The sequence below is a fragment of the Ensifer sp. 4252 genome (genome assembly GCF_050434565.1).
GTDB lineage: Bacteria > Pseudomonadota > Alphaproteobacteria > Rhizobiales > Rhizobiaceae > Ensifer.
Genome location: NZ_JBNDIU010000014.1, coordinates 97,813 through 111,274 on the forward strand (window position 1 = coordinate 97,813; position 13,462 = coordinate 111,274).

General features: G+C 59.8%; 11 protein-coding genes. 1 reads left to right on the forward strand and 10 read right to left on the reverse strand.

The features are described from left to right. Window positions 1–7: 7 nt before the first annotated feature. The 5 genes from asnB to ABIE33_RS23125 all read right to left on the reverse strand — a co-directional run bounded on the left by asnB (window position 8) and on the right by ABIE33_RS23125 (window position 6,615). Window positions 8–1,945, reverse strand: coding sequence for an asparagine synthase (glutamine-hydrolyzing) (gene asnB, locus ABIE33_RS23105; RefSeq protein ID WP_429130156.1), 1,938 nt, complete (start codon window positions 1,943–1,945; stop codon window positions 8–10). Window positions 1,946–2,088: 143 nt separating this feature from the next. Beyond that, a complete protein-coding gene (locus ABIE33_RS23110) occupies window positions 2,089–2,292 on the reverse strand; it encodes a hypothetical protein (RefSeq protein WP_025428540.1) in 204 nt (67 codons plus the stop codon). Window positions 2,293–2,494: 202 nt separating this feature from the next. Continuing rightward, a complete protein-coding gene (locus ABIE33_RS23115) occupies window positions 2,495–3,256 on the reverse strand; it encodes an FkbM family methyltransferase (RefSeq protein ID WP_429129960.1) in 762 nt (253 codons plus the stop codon). A 99-nt stretch (window positions 3,257–3,355) separates the two neighbouring features. Next, window positions 3,356–3,820 carry a cyclic nucleotide-binding domain-containing protein gene (locus ABIE33_RS23120; RefSeq protein WP_025428538.1) on the reverse strand — a complete coding sequence of 155 codons (465 nt, stop codon included), beginning with the start codon at window positions 3,818–3,820 and terminating at the stop codon, window positions 3,356–3,358. A gap of 92 nt (window positions 3,821–3,912) precedes the next feature. After that, entirely contained in the window at window positions 3,913–6,615 is a 2,703-nt protein-coding gene (locus ABIE33_RS23125; protein WP_429129963.1) for an ABC transporter transmembrane domain-containing protein, read from the reverse strand. Between the two features lie 318 nt (window positions 6,616–6,933). On the opposite strand from ABIE33_RS23125, the gene ABIE33_RS23130 reads away from it, so the two are divergent. Beyond that, a complete protein-coding gene (locus ABIE33_RS23130; protein WP_429129966.1) occupies window positions 6,934–7,608 on the forward strand; it encodes a class I SAM-dependent methyltransferase in 675 nt (224 codons plus the stop codon). Here the strand turns inward: ABIE33_RS23130 and ABIE33_RS23135 are convergent. The 5 genes from ABIE33_RS23135 to ABIE33_RS23155 form a co-directional block, all read right to left on the reverse strand. Next, window positions 7,586–8,764, reverse strand: a complete 1,179-nt coding sequence (locus ABIE33_RS23135; RefSeq protein WP_429129968.1) for a glycosyltransferase family protein — start codon at window positions 8,762–8,764, stop codon at window positions 7,586–7,588. The two genes, ABIE33_RS23130 and ABIE33_RS23135, sit on opposite strands and share 23 nt — an antisense overlap. After that, window positions 8,749–9,993 carry a glycosyltransferase family 4 protein gene (locus ABIE33_RS23140; RefSeq protein ID WP_429129970.1) on the reverse strand — a complete coding sequence of 415 codons (1,245 nt, stop codon included), beginning with the start codon at window positions 9,991–9,993 and terminating at the stop codon, window positions 8,749–8,751. The genes ABIE33_RS23135 and ABIE33_RS23140 overlap by 16 nt, the downstream gene beginning before the upstream one ends. Before the next feature lie 4 nt (window positions 9,994–9,997). Next, window positions 9,998–11,215 carry a glycosyltransferase family protein gene (locus tag ABIE33_RS23145; RefSeq protein ID WP_429129973.1) on the reverse strand — a complete coding sequence of 406 codons (1,218 nt, stop codon included), beginning with the start codon at window positions 11,213–11,215 and terminating at the stop codon, window positions 9,998–10,000. 75 nt (window positions 11,216–11,290) lie between these two features. Beyond that, window positions 11,291–12,466, reverse strand: coding sequence for an ABC transporter permease (locus tag ABIE33_RS23150; RefSeq protein WP_429129975.1), 1,176 nt, complete (start codon window positions 12,464–12,466; stop codon window positions 11,291–11,293). Beyond that, window positions 12,463–13,461 (reverse strand): ABC transporter permease, encoded by a 999-nt coding sequence (locus ABIE33_RS23155; RefSeq protein WP_429129978.1) that lies wholly within the window; start codon window positions 13,459–13,461, stop codon window positions 12,463–12,465. The genes ABIE33_RS23150 and ABIE33_RS23155 overlap by 4 nt, the downstream gene beginning before the upstream one ends. Window position 13,462 lies beyond the last annotated feature (1 nt).

Consider the following 13,462-nt stretch of genomic DNA (forward strand, 5'->3'; position numbering starts at 1 on the left):
CAGTCGTTCAGGCCGCCTCGGCGGCGTGGATGCTCGTGCCGGTGAATGTCTTCAACCATAGCTGCGTCGACAGGATTCCGACGAACGCCGCATTGTCGCGAAAGCCGGATACCGGTTGGGACTGGCACTTTTCGTAGAGTTTCGTGACCGCCTTCGGGTTGAAGAGGCCACCCGCGGCAATGCTGTCTTGGCTCATCGCCTCGCGGACGTAATCAAGTTCACCGACGCCGGTGAACGAAAGGCTATCGGGTGCTCGATAGGGTTGCTTGGTGCGCTTGCCGATCGCCTCCGGCATCAGGTCCTTGGTTGCCTCGCGCAGGATGTGCTTTTCCACCAGCCCCTTGAGTTTCATCTCCGGCGGCAGGCCGGACGCAAACTCGACCAGCCGATGATCGAGGAACGGGAAACGCCCTTCAATACCATGCGCCATCGCCATTCGGTCGCCCTGGCTCGAAAGAATATAGCCGGGCAAAAGGAACCGACCCTCAAGATACTGAGCCTGATGCAACGGATGCCAGCGGCCGAAATCCTGGGGCAGACGGCTCGCCAGCTCCTCCGCCGCATCATAGCCGGCAAGGCTGGCGCGCAGATCAGGCGAGAAGAAGATCTTCGTCGCCGCCGTGCTCTTGAAGCGGGGGCGATGGGAGAAGAGCGGATCGTCCAGCGCAACGTCGCCCGCCCCGAAGAAGGCAGCGAGATATTCAGCCGACTGCTGCTGCAGGCCAGGCAGATAGGGATAAAGCTTGCGGAACAGATGCGGACGGATGCGCGAGCCAGGTTGACGCCCGCAGAACCGACGCACGCGCGCTTCCTTGAAGATATCATAGCCGGCAAAGACCTCGTCGGCCCCCTCGCCGGTCAGCACGACCTTAAGCCCCTGTTCGCGCACCAGGCCCGAAAGCTGATAGAGCGGCGCCGGCGCCGTCCTGATGATCGGCCTTTCAGCAAAACGCACGACATCCGGGAACACCCTGGCGATATCGCCGGCACGGCAGGCAACGGTGCTGTGCTGCGTGCCGAGGGCCGCGGCCATCTGCATCTGGTAGGCGCTTTCGTCGTGCTCGACGCTGTCGAACGTGACGGAGAACGTGCGCAATCCTTGCGGCGCCATGCCCGCCGCCAGCGCCGCGACGATGGAGGAATCAAGACCACCCGACAGATATGAGCCGACCGGTACATCGGCCCGCATGCGTATCCGCGTCGCATCGCTTAGAAGCGCCCGCAACTCTTCGGCGGCATCACCTTCGTTGACGAAACGTGACGTCGCCTCGCGATCCGGATAGTCGAGACGCCAATAGGGCCTGATGGTCTGACGCCCCCGCTCGACGATCATGAAATTTGCCGGTTCCAGCTCGTGGATATCGCGAAATCCTGTCCGCGGCGCGATCGGCGCCCAAAGCGTGAAGATCTGGTCGAGCGCGATCGGGTCGATCTCGGCTACGATGCCAGGCACCTGAAGCAGCGCCTTGATCTCGGATGCGAAGTAGAGTGTGCCGCCTCTGGTCGTATAGAACAGCGGACGGACGCCCATGCGGTCGCGAGCGAGCATCATCCGCTTGCGACGGGCGTCCCAGATTGCAAAGGAAAAGTCGCCATTGAGGACGGACAGGCAGTCCTCGCCCATCTCGTCATAGAGGTGAAGGATGACTTCCGTGTCGCTCGAAGTCCGGAAACGCCGGCCCTTGGCGCGCAGTTCCTCGCGCAGTTCGACATAGTTGAAGATCTCGCCGTTGAAGGCGATTGTTAACTCGCCCGTCGCGTCCGACATTGGCTGCTGGCCGTCACCAAGCCCGACGATCGCGAGCCTGACATGACCGAGGCCGGCCTCCGCCGCCACGAATGTGCCGTGCTCATCCGGTCCGCGATGCGCGATCGCGGTCACCATCCTCTTGAGAAGGGTTTCTGCTTCCCGGACCGAACCGAAATAGCCGCCAAAACCGCACATGTTCAGAACTTTCACACGGGTCAATCACAACCGAAACATAATCCGCATGAAGAGTTCATGGGTTAACCGCCGGCGTTTTCTGGTTGTATGGTAAATTCTCCAGGAACATGAAAATACGCCATCAAAACAGGAAGGAAATACGTTCACCCCTGCGGAATTTTTCTTTTCGTTACAATTTTAAACATTAGATAAAAAATGAGAACCGGCCAGAAAATACAGATCACAATGCCGGCGACACGATAGACATTCCAGGGCGCGTGCGCCTGCAGACCTTCCAGATAGGTCATCGCCAATAGGAAAAGCGCAGCGATACAATAGGTTGCGCCCACAAAATACATCCAGGACATCTGACCGCTCTCATGGCACAGCAGAAAAACCGAGGAATGAAAATAGAAACCAGGCGCTTATACCACCAGAAGTAATATTCTTAAACCAAGAATTAACCTTGTTGCAGACATGGTTAATGCGTCAGCCGCAGCGACTTTCAGCTAAGTCCTGGTCCCACAAGGCATGTATTGGCTGCGGCGGTGCCTCAAAAAGCGCGCGTCGCTACCGGTCGCTGACCTTATGAACAAAGAGCAGATCGAACCCGCGGAATTCACGCCGGATGATGGATTTCTTGAGCGCAGTCCACATCGCTGACGGATTGTCGAGGCAAAAGCCACGAAAGCTTCTCACGAGCCCGAAGGTAGCAACGACGGTGCGAAATGCCCTGACGATTGCTGGCCCGCTCAGCGACGCAAATAGGATCTGCGGATGCACGGCGAGCAGAACGCCCGTCGTGCGCGTGCGGTCGATATCCCGGAACTGGGCCAGAGAACGGTATTCATAGCCTTCGATATCGATCTTGAAGCACAGCTTGTCGGTTCGCGCCAGCGACTGCAATTCGGCAATCGTGATCGTTTTCGCCTTGATCGCCTGCCCGGTGTCGTCGGCGATCAGCGCCGAGGTTTCCGAGCTGCCAAATCCGCCGCCGACCGAGTTCAGCACCAGGACGTCATCCTCGGAAAGTGCAGCATTGATCAGCGCGACCTCCCCCTCGTTCTGCGCTTCCATTTCCTTGAGGATGCCGAAGCAGACGGGATCGGGTTCGACCGTAATAACGTTGTCGGCAATCTGAGCTGCCCAATAGGGCGTTACGCCGATCCAGCCGCCGATATCAACAAAGGTCGTGTGGCCGTCGACCAGCCGCTCGATGTTTTGAAATGTGCACGGCTCCCACTCGCCGCTTTGAAGCCGCGCAAAGAAGCGCTTCTTCTCAGGCTTGTCGGGGAAATGGACGGTCTTGCAGAAATAGGTGATCGCACGCATGGCGCTTCTCTAGCCCATATCCCGGTCAAGCGGAATCGTTTTTGCGAAGGTCTTCCATGCGGCCAGGACATGCCATCGGCAGTCAGCGCCGCCGCGATTTTACGCTTCCATGCGCTCGTTTCGACTGCGCGCTTCCGTGAGTTCGGCCGTCGTCTGGCTCAGGCGGTCGGCGAGCACACGCATGATTTCCACGGCCATTTCGGGGAAGTCGGCCAAGAGTTTCAGGAAATCGTCCTTGCGGATGCGCAGGGCTTCCAGCGGTGTCGTCGTGCGCACGGTTGCCGTGCGCGGGGTGTTACAGAGGATGGCGATTTCGCCGACGATCGAATTCTGTTCGACCTCCGCAAGCTTCAGCGGCCCGCTTGCAGTCGTCACCAGCACGTCGGCCTTGCCGGAGAGAATGACATAGGCGGCATCGCCGATATCACCCTGATAAAAAAGGGCCTCCCCAGCGCTGTACATGACCCGGTCGGAGGTGAAGGCAAGGAGTTTCAACTTTGCAGGCGGCAATCCTGAAAACAGGGTTATCCGGCGCAGCATTTCGACTTCATCCTTGAGCAACATCACAATCCGTTTCTCCGAGTATCTCGTCGGGGGCAACCTGCCTCCCGCATCGCGGCGGGACCTTATGCTCGTGCCCTGACATTAATATTACATCAAGATGCCATTTCCTTATAGTCGGGTCCTTCGTTAGCCCCCACTTCCGTATCGTCGTCGCGAACCAGGCGTCCGTTCTCGAAACTCGCGACGCGGTCGAACAGTTCCATCACCGCCGGATTGGCGACCACCCAGACGATTGCCGGATTGCGGCCGTCCTGCCGCAGAAGCGCAAAGACGTTGCGAACCACCTGCTCCTGGACACGCTGGTCAAGCGCCAGCAGGGGCTGGTTGAAGATGTAGAAGTCGCAGATGCGGATGAGCGCGCGTGCCAGATCCAGCTTCTGGCGCTGACCTGCGGTCAAGCGCTTGCCGCCGGCGCCGACATTGAAGTCGAAGCCGAAGGCCAGCACCTCGTTATAGAGACCAACGGCTTCGAAAAGATCGCGCACGATCGCCCGGATCTTCTCCGATCCGTCGGCGTGCTTATGGCCGATACGCCCGAAGAGCACGTTGTCGATGATGCTGCCGGACGCGATATAGCGGTTCGGACGATAGTGCTCGATCATGTCGGCGAGGTCCGCCGGCAAGCCCTCGTCGAACTCGCGTCGTGCCGCGACGATCCTGGCCATCAGTTCGTCGGTCAGAAGACCAAAGCGGTGGCGAGGCTCGATGTAGCCGAAGCACAGCCGGATGATCTTGACCTGGTCATCCTCGGCGACGTCGGCGCGCGGGCGGCCGCGGACCTTTTGCAGCAACGCTTCATAAACAGGGATTTCCTCGGCGGTCATGAATGTCAGCTGCTGGAAGAACGGGTGATCCGGCGGCAGGTCGCGGAACAGTTCGACGACGTTCTCGGCGATTTCCAGCCCCATCTCGTAGAAAACGTCGCGCAAGCCCACCCGCTGCAGCACGGTCTTGAAGAACGGATGTCCCTCGAGAGCACCGTCCCACATCACCTGATCGGTAATCGTGCCGAACAGCAGATTTTCGCCGATGGTCGCCTCGATGTTGTACGAACCGGGCTCGAAGAACACCACGAGGTCGCTAAGCTTTTCCTTTTCGAGGCGCTCCCGTAGCGCGCTTCGCATCTCGACGATACCAGCGGCAAAGGCCACATTGCGGTTCGGGTCGATAGTGGAGCGCACCGCGAGAGCCAGCACGTCATTGGTCAGGAGGACAGCATCAAGGACAGGCCTGATCTTGAGCAGAAGATCGTCTGGCCCGGTCGCGCCGGCTGCCGGGTAGTCGACCCAATCGCTGTTGACGTCGAAGGATGGATTGCCTGCGAGCTTGGCTTCGACCAGTTCCCACTTGCGATGGGTCGCCCGCTCGCCTTCGTACCGAACCTCGGTCAGTGGCGCGTGCTTCAAGCCGTAGAGCAGGTTGTCGCCAAGGCTGCCCTGAAACACGTAGACATCCGAAGAAGCATAAGAGATCCGCCGGCCGGTGACAGATTCCGGCATCTCCAGAATATCCTGACCGCCGATGACAACACGACCGCCGGCCGGCCAGATCAGGCGAGCAAAGGCCTCCGCCAGAACTTCCCCGCCGCCCTTGAGTGCGACCGCCTCGCCCGGCTGCACCTGCAGCGAGACGTGGTCGAGGAGCGTCACGCCGCCATCATCGGTCACCGTCAGGTTGACGGCCGCGAGCGCGCCGTTCAGCGGCTCCGGTCTTGCCACTGCGATGGCGTGAACTTTCGGATCGAGTAGCGGTTCGATGCTGAATTGCTCGACCACCTGGGCGTACTTCACCTGCACGTCCTGGCGTGCCTGGTCCCAATCGATGAGCTCCTTCAGCGGCCCGGGCAGGTCCTTGTAGGCGCCGATGACGGCGACGAGCTGGCCGATATCGAGACGGCCCTGAAGCGCGAAATAGCCGCCGATCGAATAGAACAGGAAAGGCGTAACCTGGGCGAGGAAGTTGTTGATGAACTTGACCAGGAACTTCCACTGATAGAGGTCGTAGCGAATCTTGAAGATGCGCGCGAGCCGCGACGCGATGTCGGCGCGCTCGAAATTGGAGGTGTCGTGACCGCGGATCGTTCCGATGCCATCGACGATTTCACTCACCCGGCCCGACAGCTCACGCGCAGTCAGCTGGCGTTCACGCCCAAGGACGAGCAGCCGCTTGCGCATGCGCGGGATGATCACGGCCTGGACGGCGACGATGACGCTGGCAATCAGCCCCAGCCAGAAGCTCTGCAGCAAGATGAAGATCAACGCCGTTAGTGCCTGACCGCCAAGCAGCGCCGGCGACACGAAGGCATCGCCCGTGAAGCCGCCGAGCGGCTCCACCTCGTCCTTGATCATTGTCGAGATCTCGGCCGGTTTCACCCGCTTGAAATGCGTCGGCGGAAACCGCAGGACGCGATCGACGAGTTCGAAGCGGATTCGCCGCAAGAGACGCTCGCCCAGCCGCCCCTTGAAGGTGTTGATGTAGAATTTGAAGAGGCCGTTGACGACCACAAGAAGCAGGAAGACGAGGCTCAGCGCCAGCAACATCCCTTCGCGGCCAAGCTGAAAGCCGTCGAAGAGATTGAGCGTCCCGAGATACGGCAAGTCGAAGGAGATCGCCAGGAACGCCTGCGTCGCTTCCGGGCTGTCAAAGCCATCACCCTGAATCGGTCCGTTGACGATCTGCTTGGGCAGATCGAAGGACAGGAAATAGGGGATCATCGAAAACGCGACGACCAACAAGATCCAGAGCTGGTCCTTGCGCGTATGGGTCCAAATGTAGCGGGAGAGGCGTGGTTCCATGTTTCTGGCAACGGACCTTATTGAACACTGCTATGTGTGCGGCGCGGGCTACCACCCATCCCCGGCCACGATATGTTTGCTTGCGGTCCTTTCCGACTGAACTGCCACCGGCGTCCGATCGCAAAAGGCGTTTCGGCAAAAATTTGATCCGGTTCCGAATCCGGTTTATTAGATTATGCAGGAGCGCGAGAAAACCGCAATGGACGCCTGACCTCGCCTTCAAGATCGGCGATCATGCCTCTCTGCAATGGATCAAGGCGTGGGAAACGAAAAAGCCCCCTTATTGCACTCGATTGTCCGCCAGCTTACAACGAGCGCATGAAACACACCAGCCACCACCCTACTCCTGCGAGCGACTGGTACGAAAACGCTTTCGACCTGGCGCGTGGTATTGCCGCCTATACCAGAAGCCCGCTGATCGACGGCATCGCCAAGGTGATCGCCAAGCATCCCGACGCCGATATAGCCAATGCCTTCAATCACAAGCAGGTTGCCTGCAAGCTTTGGGCTCGCGACACGCTGCTGGAAGCGGCGGGCTATTCCTATGGCCGGATCGTCGTTCTCGGCGGCTGGTACGGCATCCTTCCGGCGATGTTGCTTGAGGATTGTCGCTTCGAAATCGCAATTGCTGAGAGCTACGACATTGATGCATCGGTCGAGGCTGTCGCGCGCACCCTCAACGCGACCTTTGCCGACCGTTTCCGGGCCATCACGGCCGACATGTATGCGATCGACTATGCAAGCCTCGGCGCCGACCTGATCGTCAATACGAGCTGCGAGCACATCGCCGATCTGCGGAGCTGGCTTGCGATGATCCCATCAGGCACACGTGTTCTCCTGCAGTCGAACGATTACTTCAGCGAACCGACGCACATCAACTGCGTCGAGTCCATCGATGCTTTCGCCGACCAGGCGAAACTCGCGACACTCGATTTCGCCGGCACATTGCCGACGAAGAAATATACACGGTTCATGCTGATCGGGACGATTTGACCGCCACTTGCGAAAGCCGCTGGCGCAGGATCGCCGCCGTGTTGGCGGCACCTTCTAGGTCGAGCGGCGGCATCTCAGGCTTCGCACGCGCCAGCAGCGCTTCAACATCGCGCGCCAATCGGGCCGGCGTCACTTCGCTCTCCGGCAAGACGCCGGCAAGCCCGAGCTTTTCCAGTCGGGCCGCACGCGTTGATTGCTCCGTTTCCCCGCCGGCCGTGAACGGGATCAGCAGCGACGCGCAACCGGCGCGAATGATATCGCACACCGTATTGTAGCCAGCCTGCGAGACCGAAAGCCGGGCACCCGAAAGCAGGCTGGCAAAATCCTGCCGAAACCGGAAGAGCTTCACATTCGCCGGCGCTGCCGCCCCGAATGCGTCGTAATCGGCCTGCGGTAGGTTTGGCCCGGTAACCAGGCACCATTGCAACTCCGGCGACAGGAGCTTCGCAGCTTCCAGACCGGCGCCGATCAGCTCCTTACCGACCGCGCCGCCACCGGCCGAGACCAGGACATCGAAACGCTCCGACGGCGGCGCCGGCGGATTACCAGCGACGAGGCCGGTATAGGCAACCTTGTCGGCGATCTCCTGCGCGTAAGGGAAGGTCTCTTCAAGTCGAGCGAAGGCGGGATCCCCATGCACGAGGACAAGGTCGAAATGCGCCCGCACCAGATCCAGCATTTCCTCGGCACGGCCGGGTTTTGTCCGCTCCTGCAGGATATCGCGAAGGGATGTCGCCACCAGTGGGCGTGGGCTCGATGCCTCGATGACGTCGAGCAGCGGCATCAGTTCAAACCGCATCTGGCGGCGACCGAAGGGAAACGCCTCGAAGATCACTACATCCGGGTCGCACGTGCGAAACGCGTCAAGCAACATCTTCCGCCGGCGGTCCTTGTAGTCGTCATCCACCGGATTTCCGGTTTCGTCCGCCAAGCCGGAAAACCCCTTGTCGCCCGCAACGACCGGCGGCAGGGCCACGTGTTTGAGATCGGCGCTTGGAAAGCCGGGAACGGCCGTGCCTCCGGTGACAACCGTGACGTCGAAACCGTCGGCCGCAAGTGCGCTGGCAATGCGGCTTGCCCGTGCCAGGTGCCCGATCCCCAGCAGATGCTGGACATAGAAGAAGACCCGCAGCTGCCGCGTCATGCCGCTTTCCATTCGTTTGCAAACAGGGTCGTCAGTTGATCGATACTGGAGTGGTGGTCGAAATGCGCCCTCACCCGTTGCTCGGCCGCAGCGCCCAAACAGCGGCGACCTTCCGGGTCACGGATCAACTGCTCCAAGGCGAGAGCCAGCGCCTTCGCGTCCTCGGAAGGCACGACACGACCGTTTTCTCCGTCGACCAGGAGTTCGGGCACGCCCGAGATTGCCGTAGACACACAAGCGAGCCGCTGGCTCGACGCTTCGACCAACACGTTCGGCAATCCGTCACGGTCGCCATCTGCCGTTACCCGGCAGGCGAGCGCAAAGATGTCGCTGGTGCGATAGTGGGCGAGCACATCGGTCTGGTCGAGCGCACCTTTCCAGGCAATTCTGTCCGAGATGCCGAGTTCGCCGCCCAGGACCTTGAGCTTTGCCGTCAATTCTCCGGCGCCGATATGTTCGAAACGCCAGTGAAGGTCCTCGGGCAAGAGGGAAAGGGCTTTAAGGAGAACATCGTAGCCCTTCTTGCCCACCGCCCTGCCGACACTGACGATTCGAACCGGGTCTGCCTCATCGGAACCGTCGCGGCTCGAATGTTCGCCGGCGAAACGCGGGAAACGCTCGAGATCGAGGCCGTGATAGCTCAGATGCACTCTCGCCTTTTTCGACGTCAGGCTCTGCAGATGCTCATATCCCGTCCGAGTGCAGGTCACCGTCCAGCGCGCACGGTCGAGCTTCTCGGACAGCTCCCAGTCGGGCGACGTCCAGATATCCTTGGCATGCGCCGAACATGTCCATGGCGTACCCGCGATGACGCTGGCATAAGCCGTGACGGAAGCGGGCGTATGGATGAAATGAGCGTGCAGCCAGCGCGGGTCGCCCGGCCACTCCGACGCCAGCACCAGCGCCTGCCCGAAACGGCGAAAGCGATTTCGGGTCAGGTCGCGACCGAGGTCTTTCACAAAGAGCCCAAACGCCTTCCAGAGGCCGGGCTTCGGCAGCGAGCGCACCAGACCCTTGAGGACACGCAACGGCTCATCGTGCAGGTACTCCGGCAGATAGTGCACGTCGGCGCGGATCTCGTCATGTACGGGGTGGCGTTTGCCGTCGGTCGGACGCCTGAGCGCAATCAGAACCAGCTCATGCCCAGCTTTCTCAAGTCCGAGCAATTCCTGCGCAATGAAGGTTTCCGAAAGGCGCGGATACCCCTTCAGAATGACGGCAATCTTGCGGTCCGTTGGCAATGCTTCAGCTCGATTTCTTGACAATACTCAGGTGCTCACTCGACTGCTCGTCGAGCCACCCGCCTACAATTTCGGAGATATGCACCAGCCCCTCGAGCCTCAGGCCGTTGGCACAACTTTTCGACGGCGGCGCGCGTTGCGGCAAAGCCTTCAGCGCGGCGGCGAAACGCAAGGGATCCTCCGCCTCGTCGGGCAGCAGCATGTCGATGAGGCCCAATTCGGCAGCACGACGTGCACGGATCAGTTGTTCCTCGCGCGGCTGAATCCGCGGGACGATCAGCGCCGGCTTATCGAAAGACAAGATCTCGCAATAGGTGTTGTAGCCGCCCATCGCCACCACGCCCTTGGCTCCGGCAATCAGCTCTTCCATGCGATTATCGAACTCGATGATCTTGATGAAAGGGATCTTGCTTCCTTTTCTGATCAGCTTTTCGCGCTTCTTGACCGGCATATAGGGGCCAAGGACCACAAGCGCCTTGTGCGTCAGTTCCGGATCCTGCTGGTAGGCGTGAATAAAATCGTGGATCAGATCAGCACCATCGCCACCGCCGCCGGTGGTGACGAGAATATAGTCGCCTTCCGGCTTGTGACCGGGCAATTCCTCGCGCGGTACGCTTCTCTGCAGGAAGCCGACGAAGTTCATGCGCTCGCGCACCGCAGGCGACACCTCGAGTTCCGTCAGCGGGTCATAGAAGTCCGGCGGACCATAAACCCAGATCGTATCGTAATACTGCTCGATCTTGCGCATGGTGTCGCGACGTTTCCATTCCGCCTCGAGCAGATGCGGCGCATCCATCACCTCGCGCAGGCCGAGAACGAGCGTCGTGCCATGGGCCTTGAGATAGGTGAGCGTCTCTTCGACCTCGCCCCGCAACCCCATCGGCTCCTTGTCGACGATGAAGATGTCTGGCTTGAAGGTTTCCGCCGTGTGACGGATGATCGACTGGCGCATCTTCAACGTCTCGTCCAACTCAATATGGCGATCGAGAGAGGTGTAGTCGCCGTTATGCAGCTTGATGACGCTCGGAATCTTCACGAAATCGACGCGCGCGCGATAATCGAAGGCACCGGCAATCGTCGCGCCCGATATGATCAGGATGTTCAAACCGCGATAATCTTCCACCAGCGAATGCGCAATCGTACGGCATCGGCGCAGGTGGCCGAGCCCGAAAGTGTCGTGGCTGTACATGAGTATCCGGGCATCTTCTAAGCGCCGCATCATGCCAGAAACCTTTCGCTCAGGAAAAAACGAACCAAAATTCGCAACGCCGGCTTGCGGCCGGCGTCGAAACGAAACTCATTTGTAGGGATCGGCGGCATCGCGCAAGCCATCTCCCAAGAAGTTGAACGCCAAAATCACAAAAATGACCGGGATCGTTGGGAATAGCAGCCAGGGGTAGAAGGCAATGACACTCACGCTTTTCGCTTCCGTGAGCAGGATGCCCCAGCTGGTCATCGGGGGACGCAGCCCCAATCCGAGGAAGCTCAGCGCCGTTTCGCCGAGGATCATGCCGGGGATCGAGATCGTTGCTGTGGCGATCAGGTGAGACATGAAGCCCGGAACCAGGTGCCGGCCGATGATGCGGCCGCTCTTTGCACCCATCAATTGCGCGGCAAGGACATAATCTTCCTCGCGCAGTGCCAGCAGTTTCGAACGCACCGCTCGGGCAAGCCCCGTCCAGTCGAGAAGCCCGAGGATGATCGTGATGCCCAGGTAAATCAGGATTGGGCTCCACGTCGCAGGCATGATCGCAGCCAGCGACAGCCAGAGCGGAATGCTCGGGATCGACTGCAGCACTTCGATGATGCGCTGGACGATGAGATCAAAAACACCGCCGTGGTAGCCGGCAAGACCGCCGATAACGATGCCGAGCACGAAGCTCACCGTAATGCCGAGAAGGCCGATCGTCAGCGAAATGCGCGCACCATAGATGATGCGCGACAGGACATCGCGGCCGAGCCGGTCGGTGCCGAGCAGGAAGAGCTGACCGTCCTTTGCCGGGCATGCGAGGTGCACATTGCTTTCGAACAGCCCCCAGAAGCGGTAGCTGTCACCGCGGCAGAAGAAGCGGATCGGCTCGACGGCCTGCGGGTTGTCGGAATAGTTGCGCTTCAGCGTCTCCATGTCGAGTTCCATCGTCCGACCGTAGACAAACGGGCCAACGAACCTGCCCTCGTGGAACAGGTGCACAGACTGCGGCGGCGCATAGATGTAATCCACGTTGCGCGTGTGCAGATTGTAGGGTGCGAGGAACTCGCAGATGAGGATCATCAGGTAGAGCGCGACCAGGAAGATACCGGAGATCAGCGCCAGCTTGTGCCGACGGAACTTCCACCACATAAGCCGCAACTGCGAAGCCTGGTTTACCCGCACCTGTTCTTCCGTCATCGCTTCGACGGAGTAGGGATCGAACGGTGCAGTCGATACGTAGTGCGGCAGCGGTTCGCCGGGCGCCGGAAGGAATGACGTCACTTGGTACTCCTGCCTTGCAGCCGTATCCGAGGATCAAGAATGGCGAGCGCGAGATCGGAAATCAGCACGCCGATGACGGTCAGAAAAGCGAGGAACATCAGGAATGAGCCGGCCAGATACATGTCCTGGCTCTGCAACGCCTTGATCAACATCGGGCCGGTCGTTTCGAGCGACAGCACGATTGCGGTGATTTCGGCACCGGAGATGATCGCCGGCAGGATGGAGCCGATATCCGAGATGAAGAAGTTCAGCGCCATCCTGAGCGGATACTTGACCAGCGTGCGCATCGGCGAAAGCCCCTTTGCACGGGCGGTCACGACATACTGCTTCTGCAATTCGTCAAGCAGGTTGGCGCGCAGACGCCGTATCATGCCGGCGGTCCCCGCCGCACCGACGATAATGACTGGTATCCAGATATGCGAGAGAATCGATTTCGCCTTCGCCCAACTCATGGATTCGGCCAGATATTGCTGGTCCATGAGGTGGCCGATCGAAACGCCGAACCAGATATTCGCGAAGTACATCAGGATCAGCGCCAGCATGAAATTCGGAATGGCGATGCCAATTAGCCCCACCAGCGACAGGCCATAATCGCCCCAGCTATACTGGTGTGTGGCGGAATAGATGCCGATCGGGAAAGCGATTAGCCAGGTAAAGATGATCGTGACGAAGGAGACGAGGATCGTCAGCCACAGCCTGTCGCCGACGACAGCGCTGACCGGCAATTCGTATTCAAAGGAATAGCCGAAATCACCCTGCAACATGCCACCGAGCCAATGGACATATCTCAGCAGAGGGGGTTGATCGAAGCCATATTCCTTCCGGAGAGCCTCGATCTGCTCCATGTTGACGCCTTCGCCCTGCGCCCTGATCTCGGCGACGTAGCTCTCGAAGTAGTCGCCGGGCGGCAACTCGATAATGGTGAAGACGAGCGCTGAAATAATGAGCAAGGTCGGGACCATCGCCGCGATGCGCCAGAGAATGTATCGCAGCATG